The following is a 26,293-nucleotide window of genomic DNA, read 5'->3' on the forward strand; positions in this document are numbered from 1 at the left end:
TCACACATCCAGGTTGATCACTTCGTGTGCATGCTCGATGATGAACTCCCTTCTGGGCTCCACATCGTCGCCCATCAGCACGGAGAACAGCTGGTCTGCGAGCATCCCGTCCTCGATGTACACCTTCTTCATCATCCTGTTGGCGGGGTCCATGGTGGTCTCCCACAGCTGCTGGGGGTTCATCTCTCCCAGACCCTTGTACCTCGATACGTTGCATCCCTGTCCGATCTCGGCGACGGCCTTGGCCATCTCCTCCTCGGTGTAGCAGTAGATCTGCTTCTTTCCCTTGTAGACCCTGTAGAGAGGGGGCATGGCGATGTACACGTGCCCGTTCTCGATCAGAGGCCTCATCTGCCTGTAGAACAAGGTCAGAAGGAGCGTACAGATGTGCGCTCCGTCCACATCGGCATCGGTCATGATGACGATGTTGTGATACCTGATCTTGGATATGTCGAACTCCTTTCCGATACCTCCGCCGATGGCGATGGCGAGGTTCTTGATCTCCTCGTGGTCGAGGAGCTTGTCGGGACGGGCCTTCTCGACGTTCAGGATCTTTCCCCTGATGGGCATGATGGCCTGGAACGCACGGTCCCTTCCCTGCTTGGCGGATCCTCCTGCGGAGTCTCCCTCGACGATGTACAGCTCGCAGAGCGACGGGTCCTTCTCGGAGCAGTCGGCGAGCTTTCCGGGGAGGCTGGTGGTCTCGAGCACACCCTTCCTGCGGGTGGCATCCCTGGCCTTCCTGGCGGCCTCCCTTCCCTCGTAGGCCTGCACGGCCTTCTTGATGATCAGCTGGGCCGTGGCGGGGTTCTCGAGCATGTATTCGGCGAGCTTCTCGTTCATCAGGGCGCTCACAGCACCCTGTGCGACGCTGCTTCCCAGCTTGGCCTTGGTCTGACCCTCGAACTGGGGCTCGGACATCTTGATGCTGACGATGGCCGTCAGTCCCTCACGGATATCGGATCCCTCGAGGGTGAGGTCCTTCAGCAGGTTGTTCTGCTTGCCGTAGTCGTTGGCCGTCTTGGTGAGGGCGGTCCTGAATCCCGTGAGATGCGTTCCTCCCTCGGGGGTGTAGATGGTGTTGACGAACGAGTCGATCTCCTCGTTGTATCCGTCGGTCCACTGCATGGCGATGTCGATGCTTACGCCGTTCCTCTCACCGGAGATACGGATGGGTTGGGGGTGCAGAGGTGTCTTGGACCTGTTGAGGTACTGCACGAACTCGGAGACACCGCCTTCGTAGTGGAAGGTCTCCTGCTTGCCCGTGCGCTTGTCCTCGAATGTGATGGTGGCCTCGCTGTTGAGGAAAGCCTGGTTCCTGAACCTGTTCTGTAATGTTGAATAATCGAACTCCACCGTCTCGAACATCTCGTCGTCGGGCCAGAACTGGATAGTCGTTCCGTGCCTGTCCGATGGACCTATCTCCTCGACGGGTCCGTCGGGTATCCCTATCTGATAGGACTGTCTCCACCTCTTACCCATACGGTCAACGGTGGCGATGAGCTTCTTCGACAGTGCGTTCACGACGGATACTCCCACTCCGTGGAGTCCTCCGGAAACCTTGTAGGAGTTCTGGTTGAACTTTCCTCCTGCGTGGAGGTCGGTAAGACACATCTCGAGTCCAGACTTGCCCTCCTCCTGGTTGATCTCCGTGGGGATTCCCCTTCCGTCGTCCACTACGGTTATGGAGCCGTCCTCGTTGATAGTCACCTCGACCTTGGTAGCGAAGCCTGCCATGACCTCGTCGATACCATTGTCAACGACCTCGTAGACGCAGTGGTGAAGTCCGCGCGTATCTGTGGACCCGATGTACATTCCGGGTCTCTTCCTGACGGCCTCGAGTCCCTTCAACGCGACGATACTGTCTGCGTTGTACTCCTCTTCGGCCTTCTGTATGTTCCCATCCATGGTCATACTTATCCGTAGCCTACTTACATATATAATATAACGCACGCGATGCGCGTGCGCGCATATGCGCAACAATAGCCACCAACTTTGATATACGACCGAATGAGATTCCTGGACGATCAAGATGGCCACCATAATGGAAGAAGCCCGCAGGGGCGTCACACCGCTCATCAGAGAGATAGCGAAGAAGGAGAAGGTAAGCGAGGAGTTCGTAAGGAACGGAATAGCCTCCGGAAGGATATGCGTGCCCTGCAACCCCATTCACGACCCGGTCCCCGGAGCGATAGGGGAGGGGATGTCGATAAAGATCAACGTGAACCTCGGGACATCCCGCGACATGGTGGACATCGAAGCGGAATCGCAGAAGCTCAAGGTGGCCCTCGAATACGGTGCGGATGCGGTCATGGACCTCAGTACCGGAGGGGACATAGACGCCATAAGAGCCAGATTGCTGAAGGAATGCCCAGTGATGATGGGTTCTGTACCCATATATGAGACGGGTGTCCTGGCGGCTAGAAAGAACGCCATCGTGGAGATGACCGAGGACGATATCTTCAACGGCATAGAGAAGCACGCCAAGGACGGAATGGACTTCATGACCGTCCACTGCGGAATCACTAAGGAGACCGTGCAGTGGCTGAAGAAGAGCGACAGGATCACCGATGTCGTCTCAAGGGGCGGATCGTTCCTCACGGCATGGATCCTCCACAACGAGCAGGAGAATCCGCTCTACAAGAACTTCGACTATCTCTTGGAGATGGCGAGGAAATACGAGTTCACGCTGTCCCTCGGGGACGGCTTCAGGCCCGGATGCATAGACGACGCGAGCGACCAGGCACAGATATCGGAATTGATGACACTGGGTCATTTGGTGAAGAGAGCACGCGAGGCAGGGGTTCAGAGCATGGTCGAAGGACCTGGACACGTCCCCTTGGACCAGATCCCCATGAACATGAAGCTTGAGAAGCAGATGTGCGACAACGCCCCCTTCTACGTCCTCGGACCCTTGGTCACGGACATAGCCCCCGGATACGACCACATAGTCGGAGCGATAGGCGGTGCCGTAGCGGCACAGAACGGTGCGGACTTCCTCTGCTACGTCACACCCGCGGAGCACCTCTCCCTGCCCGATATCGATGATGTGAGGGAAGGGGTCATCGCGTCCAAGATCGCAGCGCACGTTGGAGACCTCTCCAGAGGCATCGGAAGGGAAAGGGACACACGCATGGCCCACGCCAGGAAGAAGCTCGACTGGGCAACGATGTTCGACACCTGCATAGACGAGGAGAAGGCCCGCAGGTACAGGAAGAGAGGCTGCACCGAGGAGAGCGAAGGATGCTCCATGTGCGGAGACGTCTGCGCAATCAAGATCGTCAACATCTACATGAACGAGGACAAGCCCGACAAGAAGGACGACCCCAAGGAAGACTGCTGACCCCGTACCGTCGGAGGCATTGCATGGATAATCCAAAGCTCCTGTACGCAGCGATTGCCGTAGCAGCCATCGCCATAGTCTGCATCCTTTGCTTCAACACATTCGCTGATGACAGGAAGGATCCTGCCATGGATTCGTCAGATTTCGTACTGCTGACGGATGCCGTCCCCGATGCCATCCTCGAGATACGTTACTATTCGACATACAACTTTGTGGGGGACAGGATTGACGGTTACGAGGAACCGACAGCATTCCTCACGAAGGAGGCCGCCAAGGCCCTCCGCGAGGTCAGCGATGAGCTGAAGGAGAAAGGATACCGCCTCAAGATCTACGACGCGTACCGCCCCCAGATGGCCGTGGACCATTTCGTGAGGTGGGCAAAGGACGTGGATGACGTGAGAATGAAGGAGTACTTCTATCCGGAACTGGAGAAGGCGGATCTGTTCCCCCAGATGTACATCATGGAGAGGTCCGGACACACCAGGGGCAGTACTGTGGACCTCACGCTATTCGATATGAGAACTGAGAAAGAGGTCGATATGGGCGGTACCTTCGACTATTTCGGGGAGCTCAGCCATCCCGATTATCCGTACATCACCGAAGAACAGTTCGCCAACCGCATGCTGCTGAGGGAAGCCATGATTAATCACGGGTTCAAGCCCCTGGAGACAGAATGGTGGCATTTCACATTGGAAGATGAGCCCTTCCCAGACACCTATTTCAAGTTCCCCATAAACAGCGATTCGTTATGACAACCTGATTATATCCTGCAATAAAGGGAGTACATGTAACGCAGGACTGATTTCAGTCCAATCTCCACTTTCGGGTATTTTCGGTGACCCCTTTCAGAGACTTATATACAAAAATCAAGGTTAGTATGTCGGGAGATAAAGTAGATGTACAGATCGATCACCATGAGAGTGGAACCCAAAGCAGAACAAAGAAAGTTCCTGGATGAAAGCATCAAAGTACATCACTACGTATACAATGCCTTGATCACAGCTACTAAGTTGTACTTTTCATATCATGGAAACCTGCCTTCCCATAATGAACTTAACAAAGTATGCACCCAAATCTGGCAAAACAATCATTGGATGCACGGCATCTATCAAAACACTATGAATCAGACAGCCAAACGTGTTCTTGATGCATTTAAGTCATGCAATCCAGAGATAAAGCAAATCTCCAGAAAAAGAAAGAGCGGAAATATCGCGGGTGCCCTCGTTCTAAGGTCTCCTAGATACAAGAAACTCAACCGTTCCAACACTTTCGGATACATTTCCAATAATACTTTCAAAGTGGTCAATTCAATCGATGACAAAGGAAAACATCGCAGATCACTATCCCTCGGAAAAATGAAAGGGCTCCTCAGATGCTACAACCAATCCACACCCATACCTGGAAAACCAAAGGCAGTAATCATTACCAGAAGAAATCTCGGAACTCATTATGAATACTACACAACCATACAATTCGAATAGGAAAACATAACATGCAGACATTTTGCAGATGATTGTGAATCTGAATTAGAACTCGAAACCATGGTTTTCAACATGTATACATTTCCAAAACCTGTAGGAATCGATGTAGGAATCACAAATGTTGCAACCCTTTCAGACGGCACCGTGTACAACAACATACGTGAATACACAATGATGCTGAACGAGTTCCGCGAAAATCAGATGAAATTGTCCAACACGTTACCAAACACAAAGAATTACAATATGAAGAAAAGTCGTCTGAACCATAAATACAAGAGAATAATCAATAAGAGGAAAGACTATCAGGAGAAGACATCTCTTGAGATAGTAAGGAAGCATACCAAAATTGTCATGGAAGACCTTTCAGTAAATAGATTGAGATCGATCTCCAAATCCCCTTCTATGACCATCTCTTACATTGACAGTTCTCTGGGTAGATTGAGACAAAGAATCTGCTGCAAAGCAATAGAAGCTGGCCGCCAGATAGTCTTAGTCAATCCGAGAAATACGTCACAAATGTGTTCAAGGTGTGGGGCAATTGTACATAAGGAACTGAGTGCTCGTATGCACAAATGCTCTCAATGCGGCTTAATAATGGACCGCGATCTGAACGCATCTATCAATATACTCCGCCTTGGGTTGACCGACAACCCCTCTCTCGCGTCAGAAGAGAAAATAGCCCCGTCATCTTGGCAGGGGCATGAGTATTCCAGTTTACTCATAGCAGTGTAACTGGTAAACTCAAGAAGGACAAGGAAAAAGCAATGAGTGCTAAAACAACAAATCTCACAGTGGCTGATAGAATAAAAGGAGAGCCGCTGAAGGGATTTGAACCCTCGACCTTCTGGTTACGAATCAGATGCTATACCACTAAGCCACAGCGGCGTCAAGACTAGTGATATTATTACTCTATAAATAGGACGCGGATGGACCGTTCAGACGTGCATCAGATGTATCTCATGCCGGGATCGGTGGGCATCGCGCTTCCGTCCTGACCGTGGAACGTACCGACACATGTGCCGTCTGGATTCCACTGACCGATTATGCGCCCTCCGTCGACGTACAGGATACCGTTACCGCATGGACGGGTGTCATCGCATCCTCCCTCGTAGACCGGCCTTCCTTCGCGGCTTATCCTGATGTTCCCGACGAATCTGTCGTTCTCGACGATTCCTTCGTACAAGAACCCGTCGCGTGCCGTGAACATGGTAGTAGGCCCTCCGCGGACGCCGTTGTTGTAATTGCCCCTGGTCCACGAGCCGTCGGCCCAGTAGTAGCATCCGGGACCGTTCCTCACTCCTCCTACATGGACGCCTTCAAAGCGGTCCCCGTTGGGATAGAAGTACACCCCGGGACCCGTGAACAGTCCCCTCTCGTCGAGCATTCCCCTGTACACGCTGCCGTCCGGGTTCCTCATCTCCTGTCCCTGTGGCGGCATGCCGTTCTGTACCGGATAGTAATTGGCGGCCGGAAGGGACATCTGCTCCGCCTCCTCCTTCTTATGCCTGTTCTTCCTGAGAAGCCACATGCGACTGAAGGAGTTCGCATACTTCCTGAGGTCCACCTCGTGGCCCAGGATGAGCGCGTTGTCGTAATTGGGCAGTTTGCTATCGTACACCAATATCCTGAACCAATTTCCGTCCGCCGCATAAACGGACAGGTGATCCTGCATGATGACTATATCCTGCACCGTTATCTGATAGTACGGGTTGGACATCGATTGCTTAGCGGTGAAGATCTCCATCCTCACGCCTTTGTCCCCCCTCTTGAATGCTATCTGCCTCTCGCCGTGTTTGTTGCTGTAAAGCCTCAGGCGCACCGGTTCCGTAGAGCCTGAATCCAGCATCTGCCTGAGCTCTCCCGCTCCTGAGCTTAGGATGTACGCATCATCGACACTGGACATCCTCATCTCCATCCCTTCCAGACTGCGTACCGAGGCCTGAATGAAACTGTATGTCGATATGGACTTGTCCTGTGATATTATGAGGATGCATACGGACATGCATACGACCATCAGACTGACCCCGGTCTCCGAGATCAGAAGATCCATCGGCTGGTGGTTGAAGAGGATTGCCTTGCATATCGCCAAGAGGACGAATATGAGTATGGTGTTCCTGATCCCTGCGATGCTTATCTCCATCTTCAGCCAAAGGGCAAGGCCCATGAATATCAGCGGGATCCCTATGACGATCTGAACGAAACCGGGGCCCGGACTGATCATGCTGTGATCGTACAGGATGTCCGAGATCCCTCTTGCGAGCAGGTACAGGCCGAAGAACAAGGTCTGCACCGCCATGACATCGCTTACGCTGTCCTTCATCGCGCGCAGGCTGATGAGCGATCCCAATGCCATCACGATTATGGGGATGATCACATCGATGTCGCTGAGCTCTTCCGTGAAAGCGGCATCCATATACCACAGGACGACGGCGAAGATCGGCATCAGGAGTATGATCGTCAAAAGCTTCTTGCTCTTGTTGTTCATCAGGCCACCCTCCTGAACCTGTCCCTGTAGAACAGGGGGCCGTTATCCTCTTCCATTCTCCTGATCCTGAACACACCGGTCTTCGGACCTTCGAAGCCCACGATCAGATGGTCCTTAGTCACCGCGATGTCTATGATGCGCATGGAGTTAGATCCGATGACGGAACCGTCCCTATGCTCCGAGAACGTCATGTACACAGGCCCGTCCGGCCCGTACCACCTGCGGAGGAATGCGGTCCCGTATCTCATACCGTCGTGGAACGGGAATATGTACTCGTACTGGACGGGACCCTCCCTGAAACCGGTCATCTTGGATTCAGGCATGGTACCGTCGCAGAAATGCAGTATGAATGCGACCGACTCCGGGTCTATCGAGATGTCCGGACCGCTGACGTTGGTGAGCCTGAATCCGGCGAACGCACGGGCCATACGGGCGATGTCCGTCGAGTAGCGGACAGGGTGTGACGAGACGAGGATCAGATAAAGAATAATCATGGCCAATGTGACCGCATTGTCACCCTCGTCAAACAGGAAGTTGTTGAGGTTGTCCGACGTCATTACATATGTTATGAGCTCAATGGTCAGCAGCGCCGCGAACATTCCCGAACCGACACACACCCAGAACACTCCTCTGGAATTGCTCAGGAGGTATCTGAATCCGGAATAGACCAAATTGCCGGCCATGATCGTGAGGGCGAGTCCCGAGATCTCGTCAACCATGCTGTTGCTGAATATCATCGGACAGTAGCTCAGGAACCTGGCGATTCCCAAGGCAATGGCGTACATCCCCACAGCGAAGAATATGCTGCGGTGCCTATCCAGGATAATCGCTAATCCCAAGGCCAATGGGAATATGTATACGATTACGCTGGCCAGCATATCGTTGCCGAATTCGAAATCCCAATACAGTCCGAGTGAGGCGTAGATCACCATCACGACACCCATCAGGATTGTGATGTTCGCCATAATTCCGTCGATGACGAACCTCATTCCGTTGCGGATGCCGTTATAGATCATGCGACAGTGACTCCTTTTTCGGTTTTATATGTGCGCTCACTCGTTGAACTTGAATAGATGAGGCCTCTTTATCCTCAGCACTATGAGGGTCACCACCAGCTCCGCGGATGCCACCGAGAAGATGATCAGCATCAGCTTGGCCGTGAGCTCCATGACGGTCGGTCCAGGCACTATCCCTGACTGGTCTAGGTTGATGTTGAGCTTATTGAGGGACTTCTCATACTCGGTACCGTCTGACTTGATCAGGTCGAGGTATATCCTCACCAGATTGATCCCGATGTTCACACCTCTCTCGACGTCCACATCGAAGCTCCTTATCGTGAGCTCCACATCCCTGTATGTATTGTACACCTGGACCGAATCCCTGCTCAGTACGAGCTCCGATGATGTAAACAGCAGCCTTCCGTCGACGACGAAGTCATCTGTCCTCAGAGCGTTGACGATGGCGAATATCCCCTGTTCCTTGGCGTCGTAACCCTCGATGTCCAGTGTACCATGGGTAACGGATATGCCCGAATCGTCGTTGACCAGCCTGAAGTCCATGTCGTAATGCACGACGGACAGGTCCCAAGGCATGTGGATATCGAGTGTGTATCCTATACCTTCATCGAATGTCAGGTCCAGTTCTCCCCTGAGCTCGGTGAGGGTGAGGACGAGTTCGGTGGTACCGACGGGATCCGTATGCTGAATGGTATCGTCCACCACTACCTTGTATCCGACCGAATTGGCCCTTGCCGCTACAGTCGTGGTGTCGGTGTACTTCGAATACGAGACCAATACCGAGAGCGTCATGCTGGTCGGCGATGTTTCCGACATCGCGGTACCGGTGACCTGCAGACGGTTGGATTCGCTCGTCGATACGACATCGAATCCTGAATTGGAGACTTGGATCTCGGCAACGGTATCGTCGGTGAACTGTATCCCTTCCGTGAAGGCCTTAATGACCTGGTCCATGTTGCCCACTGTGTCGATGTAGACCATCGTCTCCTGGAGATTGTAATCGGTGACCGTGTGGCCCAGCTTCTCATCCTCCTTCTCGGTCTCGGTCTCGATGAATTCGAAACTGACGGTCAGAGTGTTGTGCTTCCTGGCATCCTGCTCCAGAACGGCGGACATATCCTCTATCTTCAGGTCTATCTTCCCGTCCCCGTCGTAATCCGCGAAGAGGTAGTGCACATCGCCCTTGACGATACCGCTGTAATCCAGCAGTTCCTGGAGGGTTATCTCGCCCTCTACGCAGTATATCGAATACAGCTTCGCAAGGTCGAGATTCTCGGTCTGCAGATGGACCAGGGCCGCATCCAACTTGAACACTATGGCATCCCCGGACTCCCTCGTGTACACGAGCATGGGCACCACGACATCCACCGTGAGCTTGTAATCCGTGGTGAGGCCCAGGGATTGGAAATTCGCCTCATCCGCCTTCAGCGTATTGACGACATTATCCTCGGTGAACCCTGCGACCAGGAACCATTCCGCTTCCTCATCCGCATCAATGGTGACGTAAAGATGCTCCAAGTACCTGTCCACCTCTTTGACGTCGGAGACGTAGAACTCCCCTGTCTCCGCTGTGATGTTGAGCTTCTTGATGATGTTGACGTCCTCGGTCTCCTTGATGTCGTGTTGCTTCAGGATGAACCATATGACCTTGAGGTCCGACTTCATGTAGAGGTCGGTATCGGTGAAGACGGCGGAATCCAGGATCTTGTCCCCTTCGGTCCTTTGGGTGGTGACTTGTCCTGCAGAGGCCTTGACCTCCACGAAGAAATCACTGTCCATCTCCATAGTGATCAATCCCATGTCGTTGAAGTTCTTGGTCTCCTCGACACCGGATCTGGGGAAATCCTCCTTCACGGTCACGGATGTGAAATCCATAGTGATCTTGGGATTGCCCTCTAACGGGATCTTCATGTCCACGGCATGCCTGGACAGATCGGAATAGACGTGCATGGTCTCCACGAAATAGACACCTTCGTCATCCGAGGACTTGCTGATATAGGTGAGCTTGTTGAAATCTATCTGGTATTCGATCCCCTGCTTGGACAGCAGATGTGCGGCATACGGGTCCTGGACGATCGCCTGGAAGCTGCTCCAGCCGAAGTACATGTTATGGTCCTCCCCGTTCGGGGTGAACCTCATCTCGGAACCGTCCTTTATGGCTGGAATACCTCCCAGGACCACGGTACCGTCGAATGATACCTCGAGCTCGGCCCCCAAAACGGGCAGTACGGCACCGATGAGGACCAGTGCCGTATCCTTTCCGAACACCATGCTGCCTCCGGAGCTGACAAAGGACGCCCTGTCGATAACGGTGACGCTGCTCTCGGCACCGAAATCCATCGTGTATTCGCCGAGGTCGATCACGGCGTCCTTGTGGACCACGATCACGGAACCGTCCTTGTATGTTATATCGTCGGTGAGGGTGACGTTCCCCTTGAGGTCTATGATGTCCTTGATACCTTTGACATCTGCCGACGAATCATCGGATAGCTGGACCGCGGCGAATGCCACAGCCAGAAGTATGAATGTGAGCAGGAAGGCCTTGCGGAAGCTCATATCGTATTCCTCCTTCCTGCGAGTATGATCATGGGGATGGCGACGATGACGAAGACTATCGCTCCCCCTGTCAGCGTAAGCCCGACACCTTCGGCGAACGCCGAGGCTATCTTCTCCGAGAGCCCGGGGACCAGTCTGACGAAGTCCCCCAGAGGCGTCAGCAGAAGCGATGCCAACGAACTGTCGGCCGGGAGATCGAGATGAAGGATCTCGTTCCAATGCTCCATGGTCTCCGCCATGGCCTCCCTCATGTAGTAATCGGAGAACGCCTGATAGCAGTTGTAACCTGCCCAAAGCGCCACGGTACGGATCATGATGGCGAACGACATTATCGCACCGTTGTTGTCCTTGGTGGTCCTGTTCTGGATGGTGGCGTTGAGCATCGAGACCAGACATCCTATCGCCAGTCCGAGCACGAACAGATGCAATGCGAAGAATACCGATGGGTCGTCCTCCTTGACCAAGACCATGGATATCAGAGCAATCGGGGTCAGGATGGCGCTCAGCAGGAACCACGGCAGATGTCCCGTCTTATGGATCACCTTGGAGATCGTTATGGCCGTGATGGCGGCACCGCACACCAAGATAATGAAGAACGGCGCGGCCTCGCCCACGGTCATCCCGTAGGTGAAGAAAGCGATCTTGACCATGTATCCCACGGTGGCCATGTTTATCAGTCCTAGCAGGATGATGAACACCATGCAAGCGGTCGTCAGACGGCCGTTGTCGATCTTCCGATGGAAGACTGAGTGGGGATTGACTATCTCGACGAAGATGAACAGGACTGTCATCATGATCAGGAATGCGATCCATTCCATCGCGACAGGGTTCTCCAGATCCCATTCGAGATAGAGCTTCTGAAGCAGGAATACCAGGACACCGGCCCAGACGGTTGCGATGATGGCTCCAGGGATATCCGCCTTCAGCTTGCTGGTCTCTCCGTTCTTGAGTATCTGCAATGCAGGATAGGTCATGACGGCCTGCGCCACGGCCAGGATCCAGAACGCAGTCGGCCAACCGATAGTTTCAACAAAAGCCTTCCCTGCGAACAGACCGAAGAGCATTCCGGCTCCGAATCCCAGGGACATGATACCGTTCGCGATGTAACGGTTCTGCTTGTCCGGCACGTCGAAGTAGATCTGTGCGATGCATGTGACGATGACCAGTCCGGCTCCGAATCCCTCAACGACACGCCCTATGAGGAAAAGATTCATGTCCGTGCACATGGCGCAGAAACATGTCGCTACGATGAACAGAACGGCTCCCAACGCATAAGGCATGCGCCTTCCGTACCTATCGATAATACAGGCGGCCAGGGCCATGGAAGCGCATTCTCCCGCAACGAACATCGGGAACGTCCAGGCATAACCCTTGGACGGGAATGAATCGAGGTCGAACATCAGATCGAACGATATGATCTGCGTCATCGCTGCGGGAACGCAGACGACGAAAGTACTGAGAGATAACAGGAACAATGCCGGCAGTTTCTTCTTGACCGCTTCATCCAAACCCATATTCGCGCGCGCCCCTAATATAACGAGGTTTAAACGGCTGTCGTATAAAACATCTTTTCGACTCTGCTGATTTATATCTTTAACACCGTTTCTTCAATATGATCTGCTACTTCTCCGCAACAGGCAACAGCAAGTACGTTGCCCAGAGGATATCATCGGCGATCGGAGAGGATTCCGCCTCGATAGAAGGACTGGACCCTTCTACACTATCTGGAGAAAAGATCTTCGGTCTGGTCACCCCTGTGTACTATTGGGCCCTGCCGAAGATAGTTTCGAGATTCCTGGAGCAGGTCAAACTGAACGATCCCGAATACGTTTTCCTGGTGATCACCTACGGGACCACCACCGGCGCCTGCCGCGCCAACGCTGCAAAGATCCTATCCAAGAACGGAGTGAAGATCGATGCTGCATTCGACATAAGGATGCCCGACACCTGGACGCCGATGTTCGACCTCAGCGACCCCCAGTTCGTGGCGGAATAGAACCATGACGCGGAGGCGTACATCGACAGGGTCATCATGAGGGTGCAGGAGCAAGCCAAGGGCAACTACATCGAGAAGGAGAAACCGAGCATAACGAGCATGGTTTCGAACACCATGTTCGACAGAGACAGACGTACGAAGAACTTCTTCCTCGATGACGGATGCACCGGCTGCGGCCTATGTGCCAGCAGATGTCCGGCTCAGGCCATCGAGATAAAGGATGGCAAACCCGTTTGGGTGAAGGAACAGTGCGAACTTTGCCTGAGATGCCTGCACCACTGCCCCCAGTTCGCCATCCAATACGGTGATGGAAAAACGAGGGAGCACGGTCAGTACAGGAACCCTTACGTCAAGGTATAATCAGTTCTGGCGGTACTGCGGGAACATGTCCCTGAAGACGACCGCATCCTTCTCGATGAGCGGCGATTCGCATATGAAGTTGCATTCCTGCTTCGTATCCGCTAGAACGTTCGCCAGCATCTGAAGGTCGGGATCCTTGGCTTCAAGGGGCAGATGCGAGATCTCTCCCTTGTCGCCGTACTTTATGCAACTGATGTGGAAATGTGCGATATCTCCCGCCAGAGGAAAGAACTGGTCGATGAGTCCTCTCATATCGTCCTCGGTCTTCAGATACCCGTGTCCCCTGGCGTGTACATGTGCAACGTCGAGCACCGGATGGACACCGTCGACCTCGTCCATGACCTTCCCGATCTCGTCCAGGGTACCGAATTGACCGAGCTTTCCCATGGTCTCCACTCCGAGGGTGACATCTTTGATCCCTTCGTCGTCCAGAAGGTCCTTGCACTTCCTCAGCCCGTCTATGACGTTGGGTAGGGCGGTCTCTGGGGATTTTCCATAAGCGGCAGCATGGATGACTATGATGTAGGCACCGAGGTTGTGTGCGGCACGTGCGGTATCCATCACCCAATCGATGCTTTTCTCGCGGGTCTCCATCGTATCCGAGTTGAAACTGATGAAATACGGCGCATGGCAGCTGAGCCTGATATCGAGCTCCTTCGCCTTCGCTCCGACCTCCTGGGCCCTCTCGGGCTTGATGCGTGCTCCGCGGACGAACTCCACCTCCAGGGCGTTCAGGCCAAGGTTCTTAGTGTATTCCAACGAACCCTCGGGCGTCTTTCCTGCCGAGGGGTATCCTGCGGGACCGAATCTCATCATGACCGCGTGATGGGGATGACCGAATAAATGATTATCTGGAAACGCATGTCCGATTTGATGAGAATCGATCTGGAAGTCTCTTTGGACCCTACCCTGGGATGCGGCCAGGCACACAGGTGGCATAAGCTGGACAACGGCGACTGGGAGGGAGTGTGGAGGGACCAGGTCATCACCATGAGGCAGCTGTCGCCGGGATCCGTGGAGGTCAAAGGGACCGACGACCGCAAAGGAATCACAAGATACCTGGGCGGAGAGGACGATCTCGATGCGATCATATCGAAGATCTCCAAGCGCGACGAATACGTCGCAGGTCTCGCAAAAAGATGTCCCGGGATGCGCATCCTGCGCCAGGACCATTGGGAATGCCTCGCTACATATCTTCTGGCGACGAACGCCAACGTCGCACGCATCGGTCAGATGGTGGAATCCGTCTGCGATCATTTCGGGAAGGATCTCGGAAGGAGACACGGCTTCCCCACGCCAAAACAGATCCTGGACAACTGCGGATGCATATCCGAATGCAGATTGGGATTCAGGGAACAGAGGTTCATTACCCTCGCCGAAAGGGTGGAATCGGGAGATCTGGACGTGGAAGCGTTCTCTGAAATGAATTACGAGGACTGCATCCAGAACCTTCAGGGTATCAACGGGGTAGGACCGAAGGTGGCGGACTGCGTCGCATTGTTCGCATTCGAGCACATGGAGGCATTCCCGATAGATGCACGCATATCGAAGGTCATGGAGACCAGATACGGAGTTACGGGAAGCTACAAGACCGTGTCGTCATACGGACGCGGACTGTTCGGAAAATACGCCGGATACGCGCAGGAGTTCCTCTATCACGCTGACTTCATAGAATGAATTCAGATCTCGGGCAGTACGCCGCGGCACATGCCTTCGCACTTGATGGCATTCGTACCGAACAGCTGCTGATAGATCTCATCGATGATTCCCATCTCACCGACGGTGCGGCAGACCCTGCACATCTCCATCTCGAAGGTGCTCTTACCCTCAGCGATGGCGCTCGCGGATTCCCTGATCTTTCCGATGAACTCAGGATATTTGATGGAATTCTCGATGATGGCGCTGTCTCCTCTCTTCTTCTTCAGATATTGGGAGATCGCCGCATCGGTTACACCGAATTTCCTAGCCACTTCGGCCTGCGACATATGGTGGACGTTGACCAATTCATTGGCCACCTCCCTCCTAACAATCGGAAGAACGTACCAAACGATAATCTCGCAGGGAATCTTCATGGTGTCGAGCACAAAATGTCAGTATATAGACATTGGCAATAACACTGGTTAATTTAACCTGGCCAAAGTTTTTTTCATCCGTCTGACACTTGACTGGTCAGGCTCCTGTGTTCACTTTGGTGTAGAACTCGGATACGTCCCAATCCTCGTCCTCTCTCTGACGCTGCGTGTCTAGCCTAGCCCCCACCGACTGCGCGGCCTCCTTCATCATACGCTCGGCGCGCTCGTTGCCTTGGAATTCCTCGACCTTCGCGCCTGCGACGGTGATCTTGCCGATGAATGATCCTATGACCTTGTTGTTCGCGATGATGACGGACCTAGTCGTTCCCGTCTCCGTCTTGAACATATCGCGGAAGTACAGGTTGAGGTTGTCCTGCGAATTGATGATAAGGGATTCCCCTGCCCTGCGCATCATCTTACCGATATCCTCGGCCAGCATCCATCTGAGCGTGGGATCGTCCTTGACGAAGAATCCCTTCTTCACGAATCCGTCGTCCTCTAGCGCCCTCAGGACCTCTCTGGTGAACCCCATCCTGCTGGACAGGAACGTGGACATGTCCTCGGCGGAGAAAATTCCGAAATCGCGGAAATGCATCTTGGCGACCTCTTTGGCGGCCTCGAGCTGATCCATACCGTTGTCGGGGACGAGACTGTAGGTCGAATCCGCTCCCTGGTAGATCACGGAGTTCTTGCTGAACTCGGAGAATAACTCGTTGGTCCTCTCGAGGGACAGCGGGGACTCCTCCACTATCTTCTTCTTGGACACGGGCTGCATCTTGGCGATGAGCTTCATCATGAGTTTCGCGTCATCATCTGGCTCATATGCCTTCATGGCTTTGAAGATGGCTCCGTGCTCCGCATTAGTGTATCCCTGGTATCCGGGGACCAATGTCATCTTCATGAGGTTGCCCTTCTCGATCTGCTTCTTCATGGTGGTCTTCTCGGCCACACGGGTCATGACCTCCTGGTCGCCCCTGATGTATCCGCGGACCTCCACACACTCGTCCACGGTCCTATACTTATTGGCCTTGGACACCCTCTGCTTGGTGAAGACGTACGTGATCATCTGCTCCTCGGTCATCGTCCAGGGATCGAAGCGTCCCTTCGCGTAGAATCCGTTGACGAGCACGTATCCGTGATCCTCCATCACCTTGCTGACGTCGTCCTCCAGCTTCTCGGTGTCGGTGCCCATGACCTCCCTTATGCGGACGATCTCGATGTTCTTCTGCTTGTAGAATCCCATCATTCCGTCCACGGCATCGAGGACCTCCGGAAGCATCGCGGGGTCGTCCAGGTCCATGGAGCGGATCTCGATCACACCGGACATCTCCCAGATCTCCAGCGCTCCGACTATGTTGTTGCCCTTGACCAGCGGGAAGATCCATCTGTCGCCGTAACGCGCGGAGATCTCGGCCCATTTGGAACCGAGGTCGGGGTCGAACAGGGAAAGCAGCCTGATGGGGTACTCCTGCTCCTCCACGTGCTCCAATGCGGGGATCTCGTCCTCCATGATGTACATGGGACTCTGGCCCTCCCCTACGCTCACGACCTTCGCGCCTATGTCCGCGGCGCATTCCTCTATGACGTCCAGCGGGACACCGACGATGTACCGCAGAGCGGAAGCGGGAAGCGGGCCGTACGCCCTGATGGCCTTCGCTATGAGGTCCTTGGCGGGATCGCCCTCCACATCGCCTGGATAGAACACGGCGTAGGTGTTCTCGGTACCCCAGTCCTCCTTCTCGCTGAAGGCGCGGATGATACGCAGGGAACGGTCGAGGCGCATGACGGTGTCGCGGATGACATCCTTCTCTTTGCCGGTCTCCGCCACCAGCTGCCTCAGAGTGGCGGTGCCCATGCGGTCGATGACATCAAGCAGCTCCTCGTCGCCGGGGGATGTCTCGTCGGTCCTGATGGCGGCGTACCTGTCGGCATCGTCGCTCATCACGAACCTGACCTTGCCTCTGACGAACCTTCCCAGCTGTATGTCTCCGTTCTTTCTCATCTCGTACCATTCGCTGAGGTCGAACCCGTCCACCCTGTTGTAGACGTCCAGCTCGTTGCCCGCGGAGCCATGGAAGTCGAAGAACTCCTTGATAGTCTTGAAATGCTGGCCCTTGGTCAGCCTGTAGCGCTCCACAGCCTCGTAGCTGTAGATGTTGTCATGACCGGCCTTAAGTCTCATATGGTCGATCTTGAGCATGTACTGGTCGTTCTCGGATACCAGGAACCTGCCCTTCACGACATCGTCGTTGGCAACAAGGGATTCCAGCGATGCCTTGGCCTGTTCTTCTGTAATTGATAATGAGAATGCCACTTCTTGGACTGTCGCGGGTGCGAAGCAGTCCAGGTACCTCATGACTATGCGGTCGGTGGCGTCGTTCCTGTCGATCTCGGGATACTCCACGCGTCCGAACAGCCATTTCCCTCCGGAGAGGTCTGACCTGGTGATCAGATACATGGATTCCAGCTTCCTGAGGGACCTGACGGTCATATCCTCGCTGATCTCCAGCTTCTCCACGATCTCGCTCATCGGGGTGTCCATGTCTATGGCGCCGTAGACGTCCTTGTCGGTCTCGTTGAGCTCGCGCTCCTTCCTGGTAGCGGCGGCATAGAACGGAAGCTCGTCGGCCACCATGATGTGGGGGTCGTCCAGGAACACGGTGCCTATCTCGCCGGAATGCATAAGTTCGCGAACCCAGCCGTCGACGGTCTTCCTGTCTTCGTCAGTGTAGGAGTAGATGTTCCTCCCCCTCTCGCGCAGAGCCTGCAGGGGACCCGTCTCCATGAGGAGCTTCGGTATGTCGTCCTTGCATGTTATACGCGTGGGCTTCTGGGCATAATACGGTACAATCTGGTCCTCGTCGAACTCGAACTCGCTGACGCTGTCACCGAGGGCACGGTACAGGACCTTCCTGTGGAGCTCCCTGAGCAGTGCGGAACGGTCCTCCATCAGCACGATGTCCGAGAATCCCGACAGGATGGCTGAATGTGCGAACGGGGAGGGCGTACCTGAGAAACGGATGAGGTTGAGCTGCATATCTCCGGAATCCAGCAGATTGAGGACGTACTTGGCGTTCTTGATGTCCATGTCGTCCTCCATGACCTCCCTGTAGGTCTCCTCGATGACAGGGACGCCTTCCATGCCTCCCAGCGCTTCCAGGAGATAGGTGGAACGGATCTGCTGCCTGTTGACCGATATGGGGCGGCCCATGTAGTTCCTGAGGATCATGAAGCTCCTGGCGGCGGTGTGCCTGAACCTGAGCTTGAAGATCTCCGAATCCTTCAGGGACTTCCTGAGGACGGTCTCCAGCTCGTTGGCCTTGATCAATCCCGGAAGCTTGTCCAGATCGAAAGTCCTGGGGCATCCCAGCATGAAGCTGTCATCGGATATCGTAACGGAAACGTTGGCCCCCAGCATCCCTGTGAGCCTGTGGGCGTACGCACGGGACAGCGCATCGTTGACCCTGCGTCCGAACGGGAAGTGGAACACGAGCTTCTGGTTGCCCGAAGGGTCGATGTACTCCTCGACTGCAAGCTTCTTGTCGTCGGGTATGAAGCCTGCGACGGCGTCCTGCTCCTTGAAATATGAATATACGCTCCTTGCGGAACCCTCGTCCACATCGAACTCCTCCGATATGGCCTTGATCGCCTCCCTCTCGTCCTGGAGGATCCTCTGCGACATCTCCCTCCTGAAGATGGCGACGTCCATGGACAGGTCGAAAGACCTGGGGAGCATCTCTCCCGCCCATGAGGGAACGGTGGGCTTCCTTCCGTTGGCCTCCTTCACATAGGCGGTCATACCCTTGGAGCGGACGAACTCGAAGGACCTCCCTCCCAGGACGAAGACGTCCCTGGGCGACAGCCTCTCGACGAACTTCTCGGACAGTTCCCCGGCGACAGTTCCGTGGTTGTTGATGACACGGTAGTTGGCCTCCTCCGGGATCGTTCCGAGGTTCATGAAGTAGATCATACGGGAACCCTTCTTCTTACCGAACAGGTTCTCCTCCTCGTCATACCATATCTTGGAATACACTCCCTCAAAGTCATCCTTGCTCCCCAGGTACCTGATGACCTGCATGAAGCTCTCCTTCGGGAGGTTGCGATAGCAATAGGAACCTTTGATCAGGTCGTATGCCTCATCGATGTCCCATCTGTTGTCCAGACTCATACCGACGACGGTCTGTGAGAGGACGTCGAGACAGTTCTCGGGTATCCCCACGCGGTCGATGTCGCCCCTGTGCGCCGCACGGCACATCACTGCGCATTCGACGAGATCGTCGGGATCGAACACCAGCAGCCTTCCCTTGGCCACCTTTCCGAAGCTGTGACCGCTCCTTCCAATCCTCTGGAGTCCCTTGGCGACCGACTTGGGGGATCCGATCTGACAGACCAGATCGACGGAACCGATATCAATTCCCAACTCAAGGGATGTGGACGAAACCACACACTTGATCTCCCCGTGCTTCAGACGCTCCTCCACGTCCAATCTGATATCCTTTCCCAAGGAGCTGTGGTGGACCTCGATGTTCTCCAGTCCGCGCTCCTTCAGCTTGTATACGACGCTCTCGGCTCCCGACCTCGTGTTGGTGAACACCAGTGTTGTGTCGTGGGCGTCTATGAGCTCCTTGAGCGTGTCGTACATCATCGAGTTGACGATGTCCGATGACAGTGCGGTGAGGTCCCTCGTCGGACAGATGACCTGAAGGTCCAGTGTCTTCTTTGAACCCGATTCGATCAATGCTACGTCCCTCGGGGTGCCGTCCGGATTGCATCCCACGAGATACGCTGCTATCTCCTCTATGGGCGCTAAGGTCGCAGACAGTCCGATACGGACGAAATCGTTCTCGCAGTGGTTCCTGAGACGCTCCAATGTCAGCGAGAGGAACGCTCCCCTCTTGGAATCGCATATGTCATGGATCTCGTCCAGGATCACCCATTCGACCTTCTTGAACGCATCCTTGAACTTAGGAGCGGCGAGGATCAGGGCGAGACTCTCCGGTGTCGTGATGAGGATGTGCGGCGGATGGCGGACCATCTTCTGCCTCTCCGCCTGCGAAGTGTCCCCGGACCTCACGGCCACGGTGATGTTCGGGATGTTCATACCGTGCCTCTCGGCGACCTCCCTCATCTCGGCCAGAGGTGTATTCAGGTTGCGGTTGACATCGTTACCGAGAGCCTTCAGCGGGGATACGTAGATACAGTAGACGCGCTCCTCCAGCGTGCCCTCCCTGGCGTAGCGGGTCAGCTCGTTGATGATGCTGGTGAATGCCGTCAGGGTCTTTCCGGACCCCGTCGGGGAAGAAACAAGGACGTTGCGCCTCTGATGGATGACAGGTATGGCTTTCGCTTGAGGTATGGTGAGGTCGTCGTACTTCTCATTGAACCATGTGGAGATCAGAGGCTCCATCATGTTCATGACCTCGTCTTTTGAATATGTCCTGTCTACTCTGTCAACCATAGGAAACAATCGTTTAACCCAATACGAGCTAGAATAAAAACTTTTATTAGTCAACCCTAAAAAACTGTGACTTAGAACCTTAAGCCAGCATCTTTTTTGATAACATCACCGTTTTAGCTTTTGACCGTTTTTTCCACGGTTTTCGGAAAAGAGAAGGTGCACCTCACTGTCGACATCTGACGGATTCCGCGATACGAGCCACATAAATATTAACAAAATGCTTCGGAACCTCATGAATACGAAGGTGTGCGGCATCACATTGGCACTGCTTGCAGCGGTGGCGATGGTCTTTTCGTTCGCAGCGGCCGCCTCCTTCGATGCCGAAGAGGGCGACGAGGACGATCCTCAGCCGATTGATTACTTGGTAGGATACGTCTTCAACATCCCTCCGCAGATGGAACGCGAACCCATCGCCGAAGTCCAGGTCACCGTCTGGTATTCCATGAGTCAGCCCTACGCGCACACATTCACTAAGGATGACGGATACTTCGAGATCAGATACGACCCCTCAATCCAATACATCTCGTTCAACATCGATGATTTCACGGTGAAGGGATGGAGCTCGGAACTGAATAAGGCCGGGGATTCAGACCTCTACAGGCTGGAGCTCATCGACAATCATACAGTGGACGGCCGCCATCGCCTCTACGACGATTCAGGATACACCGCACTTGTCTCCCGTACCATCGGAACGATGTTCGGAACGGTCAGCAGTCAGATCGGCGGAAGCACGGTATTTATCGAGGATGCGACGGTCACGCTGGAATCGTCCACATCCATCCTGACCACCAAGACGGACGAGTTCGGTTACTATTCGATCAGCTGCCCCAGCGGTACCTCTTACAAGATGACGGTCACCGCATCCGGATTCGTGACCTGGACGGAAGAAGGTATCGAACCTTCCAAGGAATCGATGAACATCTCCATCGAGGAGAAGAGCCACATCCTAATCTTCGGACTCGATCTGGCGCACACGCTGGAGCTCTTCGGACTCCTCATACTTCTGATGGTCGCCATCCTTGCGGTCTACCTGATAAGGAAGCCCACAAAAGTCGAAGGTCTGGCCGTCATCAACGACCTCCCTGTGGTCACCATCGAGGAAGAGCGCGAAGAAGAGAAGGACGATTAAGGCCTTACCAGATTCTTGTTAACCTGATCGTAGAGGCTGTTGCCGTTCGCATCTATGGCGACCACCAACGGTCCAAGCTTCTCGGTGTCGAACCTCCACATAGCCTCTGCCATGCCTAGGTCCAGCCAGTCCACTCCGGTGCACTTGCGCAGACCCTCTGCGAGGCTGACCGCCGCGCCTCCGGTCGCTGCGAGATAGACGCATCCGACCTCCTTCATGGCGTCGATGGTCTCCTTAGACATGCCTCCCTTACCGATGACCGCACGAATATGGAACCTTCTGATGAAATCAGGCTCGAGCTTGTTCATCCTGGCGGATGTTGTTGGTCCTGCCGCGACGACCGCCCAGGAACCGTCTTCCCTCTGCCTCATGATAGGGCCGCAGTGATACAGGACGGAACCGTCCAGATCTTTAGGCACCTCTTTGCCTTGCATATCGTACTCAAGTGCCCTGATATGCAGCTCGTCGCGCCCTGTGATGACGGGGCCGTTGAGATAACAAGTGTCCCCGACCTTCAGGGACCTGACGGCATCCTCCGAGAGAGGGGCTGTGAGTCCGATCAGAACTTCACCCCCTGCGAGTACTCCACACCGTTGTCGGTGATCTTGGCGGATGCGCGGCGGGTTGCCCAGCATCCGATGTTGACCGCGACCGGCAGGCTTGCCGTGTGGCATGCGCACTTCTTGATCCTCACTCCGAGGGATGTGGTGGAACCTCCGAGGCCCATGGGGCCCAGACCGGAGCTGTTCAATGCTATGAAGATGTCCTCCTCCAGCTTCCTGAGCTCGGGATCGGGGTTCTCCTCGTCTATCGGTATGAGCAGAGCCTCCTTCGCCATGGATACGCAGACATCGGATGTCCCTCCTATGCCCACGCCCACGACCGTAGGCGGACAGGGACGCCCTCCGGCGTCAAGTACGGAGTTTATGATGAACTTCTTGATCCCCTCGATACCGTCGGCGGGATTGAGCATGGCCAGACGGGTCATGTTCTCCGAGCCTGCTCCCTTGGGGAGCACGGTGATCTCTGTGAAATCGTCGTCGGTCGGGATGTAATGGATGATCGGCATGCCGGGACCGAGATTGAGACCGCAGTTCTCACGAGTGATCGGGTCGACCGTGTTGGGCCTGAGGGGGATATCCTTCGTAGCCCTCTCAACTGCCTTCGCGATATCCTTTCCGATGGAAGAATCGAACTTTCCCCTGACATAGAACACTGGGATACCGGTATCCTGGCACATCGGGATTCCGGCGTGCTCGGCCTTCTTCACGTTATCCATGATCGCACCGAGTTGAGTGTACGCGATCTGATTCTGCTCCCATCCGGAGGCGGCCTCCATGGCCCATCCGATGTCCTCGGGAAGCTTGGTGTTCGCCAGACGGAGGAGGTTGTATACGACGTCCTCTACGGGCTCAGGCAGTTTTATCATGATACACTGCACAATTTTGCCTGTATTTTATCTGTCGCTCAGATGATACTGAACTATCAAAGCTCATTGAGGGAGTCATGGATGGCCACGGTGTTCATGCCCGTCTTGCTGTCCTTCATCAACTCGGCATCCACGTTGAAGACGGTGCGCATGTTCTCCGGCGTGAGCACCTCCTCGGGCGTTCCCACGGCGAAGATCTTGTGGTCGTGTATCATGACGATCCTGTCGCAGTACCTGGAGACCAACGGAAGATCGTGAGAGACGATGACTACGGTCATCCCGATATTCTTCGAAAGGGCATGCACCAGCTTCAGCGCGTCTATCTGCATGCTGATGTCCAGATGCAGGGTGGGCTCGTCCATAAGCAGGATTTTCGGTGTCTGGGCGATGGCCCTTGCGATGATGACCCTCTGCCTCTCCCCTCCGCTCATCGTGTTGATGTGCCTGTCCCTGTAAGCGGTCAGGCCGGTCTTCTCTATAGCCTCATCGATTATGCGGGAATCCTCTGCGGATTCCCCTCCCATCATCGATTGGAAGGGCATCCTGCCCATCGCGACTATGTCCCTGACGGTGAATGCGAAATGTATCTCGTTGGTCTGCGGAACAGCAGCTATCTTGGACGCGATCTCTTTCTTGGTGAGGTCTTGTATATCCTCCCCGTCAAGCATGACGCATCCGCTCAGCGGCCTGATATTCCTGTTCATGTTCTTCAGCAGGGTGGTCTTGCCGCATCCGTTCTGACCTAGGATGCCTATGATCTCCCCCTCCACTATGGGCAGGTCGATGCCGTCGAGGACCATATGGTCCCCGTAATCGTACCTGAGTGCCTTGACCTCGAAACTCAATTCCAACCCACCTCCCTGCGCCTTCTGATCAGGAGATAGACGAAGATCGGCGCTCCTATCAGTGCGGTGGTGACCCCTATCGGCAGGGTACCGAACTGGGGTGCGATGACATGCGATATGTAGTCGCAGATGAGGATGAAACATGCTCCCCCGATGATGCTCAGGGGCATGATACGGCGGTTGTCGGGACCTATCAGTATCCTTATTATGTGCGGAATGACCAGACCGATGAATCCAATCGCACCGACGAACGATACCGCAGCGGCCACCATCAGCGTGGAAAGGATCAGGACGAACAGCCTGGTCTTCTTCACGTCCACTCCCAAGTCCATAGCGTGTATGTCGCCGATCATCATGGCGTTGAGGGGCTTGGCCTGAGTTATCAGCAATATCAGACAGACGATGATCACCGGGATCATGAATGCGATCTCATTCCAATCTGCGTTGCCCAGATTACCCATCGACCAGAACACTATACCCTCCAGCTTGTCCCCGGCGATGAATGTCATGAAAGAGACCAGAGCGGACATCAGGGCCGATACTGCAACTCCTGAAAGGATGAGGGTCTCCGTGCGCACGCTCCCGCCGGCACGGGCCATGGAATAGACCAATATCATGGTGAGGAAGCAGGTCACGAACGCCAGGATCGGCGATACGAGTACCGCGGGGATGAACGGAATCGTGAATATCATCCCTGCCGCGGCTCCCAGGGAGGCTCCCGATGACAGTCCGAGGATGTAAGGCGAAGCGAGCGGGTTCCTGAACACTGCCTGCATCGCGGAACCGGTGACCGCCAGTCCCGCACCGACGAGGATGCCGGCCACGACACGGGGCGCATTCTGATCGCGAATGATCCTCTCGGATGCCCACGATCCGTTCCCGATAAGGGCATCCCAGACCTCCTGGAAGCTGTATGAGATGTTGGCGGACACCCATGATAGGTCCTTGAAGATGCAGAACAGCGCAGCCATGATCAGGACGACCAATGCAATCCCGGTCTTCATCCTCACATCCATGTCAGGGCCTCCTCCAGATCAGCAGATACGAACCCCCGATGACGATGCAGACCATCGCCAATCCGGAAAGGAAGTATCCTGTCATCCCTACCTCGTCGTAATCGTCTATCGAAGGCACATCCCCCTCGAAGAGATCGGGGTACATGGCGCAAGCCATAGTCCAAAGGCCCTCTGAGCTCTTCAGGGTGTAGTTATTCCAAATGCTCTGCAGGGGCACCAGCTTCGCGCTGTCGCCGACCTGCGCGGTCAGCATCTTGAGCTTATCCTGATCCGATACGATGGAATTGTCAACGAACACCAGACATCCGGGATGCTTGGATACCAGGTCGGTGATGTTGGCCTCGTATGTGCTGGCCTTCTGCGAGGGATCCACTGTGAATGCGTTCCCTCCAGCCTCGATTATCATCGATGTCGCCAGAGACCCTTTGTTCCCGACCTTGAAGACGTTCGCTGAGAACGTCACATAGAAAGCATTCTTCTGCACGGGCTTCTCGCGCTCGAGCGTGTCCTCCACATATTCCGTGACAAAACGCATATCGTCCACGGCCTTGACGACCTTTCCGCTGCAGACCATGGAGACGGTCTCCGCAAAACCTATGATGTCGTCATACTCAGTGATATCGGACCACTGCATGATATTCCTGAACTTGTTCTCTTTCAGGTAAGGGACGATGTTATTGCGGTACGTCTCGGAGCCGGTTACGACCACTACATCATTCTCCCTGTCGAAGTTCCCGGATTCCGGATCCGCCACATATATGATATCCTTCTTCAGCTGATCAATTCCGCTGGAGTAGATGTTCCCTCCTGCCAGAACCTTTCCTTCTGCGACCAGCTCCCTCAACCCGTCGAAGATCGGATCCTTGTTGTTGTAAGCATAGTTGTCGCATACGGAGATCTTCGTGAGCGAACCTATGCCGATCACAGTAGCTGTGATCCCCGTACCGACGGTGATTATCCTGTCCACCGGGTGGTCCAAGGTGAGGGTGTTCCCGATTCCATCGGTCACTATGATAGATGAGGCATCGGATTGATCATCCAACGACACTGCCGAGACCAGCAATACCGCCGCCATCAAGAGAGCGATGCCTACCTTCATGATCGGTG

General features: G+C 54.6%; 21 protein-coding genes and 1 tRNA gene. 8 read left to right on the forward strand and 14 right to left on the reverse strand.

The genetic code is table 11. The features are described 5' to 3' along the window. A complete protein-coding gene (gene gyrB, locus E7Z62_01135) occupies nt 1-1,908 on the reverse strand; it encodes a DNA topoisomerase (ATP-hydrolyzing) subunit B (protein MBE6521725.1) in 1,908 nt (635 codons plus the stop codon). A gap of 124 nt (nt 1,909-2,032) precedes the next feature. Between gyrB and thiC the strand changes: the two genes are divergently transcribed. The 4 genes from thiC (at nt 2,033) to E7Z62_01155 (ending at nt 5,556) form a co-directional block, all read left to right on the forward strand. Next, nucleotides 2,033-3,343, forward strand: a complete 1,311-nt coding sequence (gene thiC, locus E7Z62_01140) for a phosphomethylpyrimidine synthase ThiC (protein ID MBE6521726.1) — start codon at nt 2,033-2,035, stop codon at nt 3,341-3,343. A gap of 23 nt (nt 3,344-3,366) precedes the next feature. Then, nucleotides 3,367-4,095 (forward strand): peptidase M15, encoded by a 729-nt coding sequence (locus tag E7Z62_01145; GenBank protein MBE6521727.1) that lies wholly within the window; start codon nt 3,367-3,369, stop codon nt 4,093-4,095. 144 nt (nt 4,096-4,239) lie between these two features. Then, nucleotides 4,240-4,824: a hypothetical protein gene (locus tag E7Z62_01150; protein MBE6521728.1), complete on the forward strand. Its 585-nt coding sequence runs from the start codon at nt 4,240-4,242 to the stop codon at nt 4,822-4,824. A gap of 60 nt (nt 4,825-4,884) precedes the next feature. Then, nucleotides 4,885-5,556: a transposase gene (locus tag E7Z62_01155; protein ID MBE6521729.1), complete on the forward strand. Its 672-nt coding sequence runs from the start codon at nt 4,885-4,887 to the stop codon at nt 5,554-5,556. An 81-nt stretch (nt 5,557-5,637) separates the two neighbouring features. Here E7Z62_01155 and E7Z62_01160 read toward each other — a convergent pair. The 5 genes from E7Z62_01160 to E7Z62_01180 all read right to left on the reverse strand — a co-directional run bounded on the left by E7Z62_01160 (nt 5,638) and on the right by E7Z62_01180 (nt 12,395). Next, nucleotides 5,638-5,709 (reverse strand) — tRNA-Thr (locus tag E7Z62_01160). A 61-nt stretch (nt 5,710-5,770) separates the two neighbouring features. Beyond that, on the reverse strand, nt 5,771-7,309 hold the full coding sequence (locus E7Z62_01165) for a hypothetical protein (GenBank protein MBE6521730.1): 1,539 nt from the start codon (nt 7,307-7,309) through the stop codon (nt 5,771-5,773). After that, on the reverse strand, nt 7,309-8,325 hold the full coding sequence (locus E7Z62_01170) for a hypothetical protein (protein ID MBE6521731.1): 1,017 nt from the start codon (nt 8,323-8,325) through the stop codon (nt 7,309-7,311). Before E7Z62_01170 ends, E7Z62_01165 begins: the two co-directional genes overlap by 1 nt. Before the next feature lie 36 nt (nt 8,326-8,361). Beyond that, complete coding sequence (locus E7Z62_01175) at nt 8,362-10,881, reverse strand: hypothetical protein (GenBank protein MBE6521732.1); 2,520 nt, start codon at nt 10,879-10,881, stop codon at nt 8,362-8,364. Next, nucleotides 10,878-12,395 carry an MFS transporter gene (locus E7Z62_01180; protein ID MBE6521733.1) on the reverse strand — a complete coding sequence of 506 codons (1,518 nt, stop codon included), beginning with the start codon at nt 12,393-12,395 and terminating at the stop codon, nt 10,878-10,880. The genes E7Z62_01175 and E7Z62_01180 overlap by 4 nt, the downstream gene beginning before the upstream one ends. 98 nt (nt 12,396-12,493) lie before the next feature. On the opposite strand from E7Z62_01180, the gene E7Z62_01185 reads away from it, so the two are divergent. Then, the gene (locus tag E7Z62_01185; protein MBE6521734.1) at nt 12,494-12,877 is read left to right on the forward strand and encodes a hypothetical protein; all 384 of its coding nucleotides are present in this window, start codon (nt 12,494-12,496) and stop codon (nt 12,875-12,877) included. A gap of 36 nt (nt 12,878-12,913) precedes the next feature. Further along, nucleotides 12,914-13,237 carry a 4Fe-4S dicluster domain-containing protein gene (locus tag E7Z62_01190; GenBank protein ID MBE6521735.1) on the forward strand — a complete coding sequence of 108 codons (324 nt, stop codon included), beginning with the start codon at nt 12,914-12,916 and terminating at the stop codon, nt 13,235-13,237. On the opposite strand, the gene E7Z62_01195 is transcribed toward E7Z62_01190, so the two are convergent. Next, nucleotides 13,238-14,176 carry an endonuclease IV gene (locus E7Z62_01195; GenBank protein ID MBE6521736.1) on the reverse strand — a complete coding sequence of 313 codons (939 nt, stop codon included), beginning with the start codon at nt 14,174-14,176 and terminating at the stop codon, nt 13,238-13,240. Between E7Z62_01195 and E7Z62_01200 the strand changes: the two genes are divergently transcribed. Then, nucleotides 14,081-14,914 (forward strand): hypothetical protein, encoded by an 834-nt coding sequence (locus E7Z62_01200; GenBank protein ID MBE6521737.1) that lies wholly within the window; start codon nt 14,081-14,083, stop codon nt 14,912-14,914. The genes E7Z62_01195 and E7Z62_01200 overlap by 96 nt on opposite strands. A gap of 2 nt (nt 14,915-14,916) precedes the next feature. Here E7Z62_01200 and E7Z62_01205 read toward each other — a convergent pair whose 3' ends face one another. Both E7Z62_01205 and E7Z62_01210 read right to left on the reverse strand, forming a co-directional pair. Further along, nucleotides 14,917-15,309 (reverse strand): transcriptional regulator, encoded by a 393-nt coding sequence (locus tag E7Z62_01205; GenBank protein MBE6521738.1) that lies wholly within the window; start codon nt 15,307-15,309, stop codon nt 14,917-14,919. 97 nt (nt 15,310-15,406) lie between these two features. After that, the gene (locus tag E7Z62_01210) at nt 15,407-20,767 is read right to left on the reverse strand and encodes an ATP-dependent helicase (GenBank protein ID MBE6521739.1); all 5,361 of its coding nucleotides are present in this window, start codon (nt 20,765-20,767) and stop codon (nt 15,407-15,409) included. Nucleotides 20,768-20,984: 217 nt separating this feature from the next. Here E7Z62_01210 and E7Z62_01215 point away from each other — a divergent pair, with 217 nt between their 5' ends. Further along, the gene (locus tag E7Z62_01215) at nt 20,985-21,896 is read left to right on the forward strand and encodes a carboxypeptidase regulatory-like domain-containing protein (GenBank protein ID MBE6521740.1); all 912 of its coding nucleotides are present in this window, start codon (nt 20,985-20,987) and stop codon (nt 21,894-21,896) included. On the opposite strand, the gene E7Z62_01220 is transcribed toward E7Z62_01215, so the two are convergent. From E7Z62_01220 to E7Z62_01240, 5 genes are read right to left on the reverse strand one after another with little or no spacing between them, the layout of a single operon-like run. After that, nucleotides 21,893-22,531 carry a fumarate hydratase gene (locus E7Z62_01220; GenBank protein ID MBE6521741.1) on the reverse strand — a complete coding sequence of 213 codons (639 nt, stop codon included), beginning with the start codon at nt 22,529-22,531 and terminating at the stop codon, nt 21,893-21,895. The two genes, E7Z62_01215 and E7Z62_01220, sit on opposite strands and share 4 nt — an antisense overlap. Continuing rightward, nucleotides 22,456-23,325 carry a fumarate hydratase gene (locus E7Z62_01225; GenBank protein ID MBE6521742.1) on the reverse strand — a complete coding sequence of 290 codons (870 nt, stop codon included), beginning with the start codon at nt 23,323-23,325 and terminating at the stop codon, nt 22,456-22,458. Before E7Z62_01225 ends, E7Z62_01220 begins: the two co-directional genes overlap by 76 nt. Nucleotides 23,326-23,381: 56 nt before the next feature. Next, on the reverse strand, nt 23,382-24,125 hold the full coding sequence (locus tag E7Z62_01230; GenBank protein ID MBE6521743.1) for an ABC transporter ATP-binding protein: 744 nt from the start codon (nt 24,123-24,125) through the stop codon (nt 23,382-23,384). Nucleotides 24,126-24,166: 41 nt separating this feature from the next. After that, on the reverse strand, nt 24,167-25,174 hold the full coding sequence (locus E7Z62_01235; protein ID MBE6521744.1) for an iron ABC transporter permease: 1,008 nt from the start codon (nt 25,172-25,174) through the stop codon (nt 24,167-24,169). 13 nt (nt 25,175-25,187) lie between these two features. Continuing rightward, nucleotides 25,188-26,285, reverse strand: coding sequence for an ABC transporter substrate-binding protein (locus E7Z62_01240; protein ID MBE6521745.1), 1,098 nt, complete (start codon nt 26,283-26,285; stop codon nt 25,188-25,190). Nucleotides 26,286-26,293 lie beyond the last annotated feature (8 nt).

This window comes from Thermoplasmata archaeon (genome assembly GCA_015063285.1).
Lineage (GTDB): Archaea > Thermoplasmatota > Thermoplasmata > Methanomassiliicoccales > Methanomethylophilaceae > Methanoprimaticola.

Coding starts and splice junctions, on each gene's coding strand:
- gyrB (MBE6521725.1), bottom strand. CDS start 1,908: ATGGATGGGAACATACAGAAGGCCGAAGAGGAGTACAACGCAGACAGT.
- thiC (MBE6521726.1), top strand. CDS start 2,033: ATGGCCACCATAATGGAAGAAGCCCGCAGGGGCGTCACACCGCTCATC.
- E7Z62_01145 (MBE6521727.1), top strand. CDS start 3,367: ATGGATAATCCAAAGCTCCTGTACGCAGCGATTGCCGTAGCAGCCATC.
- E7Z62_01150 (MBE6521728.1), top strand. CDS start 4,240: ATGTACAGATCGATCACCATGAGAGTGGAACCCAAAGCAGAACAAAGA.
- E7Z62_01155 (MBE6521729.1), top strand. CDS start 4,885: ATGGTTTTCAACATGTATACATTTCCAAAACCTGTAGGAATCGATGTA.
- E7Z62_01165 (MBE6521730.1), bottom strand. CDS start 7,309: ATGAACAACAAGAGCAAGAAGCTTTTGACGATCATACTCCTGATGCCG.
- E7Z62_01170 (MBE6521731.1), bottom strand. CDS start 8,325: ATGATCTATAACGGCATCCGCAACGGAATGAGGTTCGTCATCGACGGA.
- E7Z62_01175 (MBE6521732.1), bottom strand. CDS start 10,881: ATGAGCTTCCGCAAGGCCTTCCTGCTCACATTCATACTTCTGGCTGTG.
- E7Z62_01180 (MBE6521733.1), bottom strand. CDS start 12,395: ATGGGTTTGGATGAAGCGGTCAAGAAGAAACTGCCGGCATTGTTCCTG.
- E7Z62_01185 (MBE6521734.1), top strand. CDS start 12,494: ATGATCTGCTACTTCTCCGCAACAGGCAACAGCAAGTACGTTGCCCAG.
- E7Z62_01190 (MBE6521735.1), top strand. CDS start 12,914: ATGAGGGTGCAGGAGCAAGCCAAGGGCAACTACATCGAGAAGGAGAAA.
- E7Z62_01200 (MBE6521737.1), top strand. CDS start 14,081: ATGATTATCTGGAAACGCATGTCCGATTTGATGAGAATCGATCTGGAA.
- E7Z62_01195 (MBE6521736.1), bottom strand. CDS start 14,176: ATGCCACCTGTGTGCCTGGCCGCATCCCAGGGTAGGGTCCAAAGAGAC.
- E7Z62_01205 (MBE6521738.1), bottom strand. CDS start 15,309: ATGAAGATTCCCTGCGAGATTATCGTTTGGTACGTTCTTCCGATTGTT.
- E7Z62_01210 (MBE6521739.1), bottom strand. CDS start 20,767: ATGGTTGACAGAGTAGACAGGACATATTCAAAAGACGAGGTCATGAAC.
- E7Z62_01215 (MBE6521740.1), top strand. CDS start 20,985: ATGCTTCGGAACCTCATGAATACGAAGGTGTGCGGCATCACATTGGCA.
- E7Z62_01220 (MBE6521741.1), bottom strand. CDS start 22,531: ATGCTGGGCAACCCGCCGCGCATCCGCCAAGATCACCGACAACGGTGT.
- E7Z62_01225 (MBE6521742.1), bottom strand. CDS start 23,325: ATGATAAAACTGCCTGAGCCCGTAGAGGACGTCGTATACAACCTCCTC.
- E7Z62_01230 (MBE6521743.1), bottom strand. CDS start 24,125: ATGGTCCTCGACGGCATCGACCTGCCCATAGTGGAGGGGGAGATCATA.
- E7Z62_01235 (MBE6521744.1), bottom strand. CDS start 25,174: ATGAAGACCGGGATTGCATTGGTCGTCCTGATCATGGCTGCGCTGTTC.
- E7Z62_01240 (MBE6521745.1), bottom strand. CDS start 26,285: ATGAAGGTAGGCATCGCTCTCTTGATGGCGGCGGTATTGCTGGTCTCG.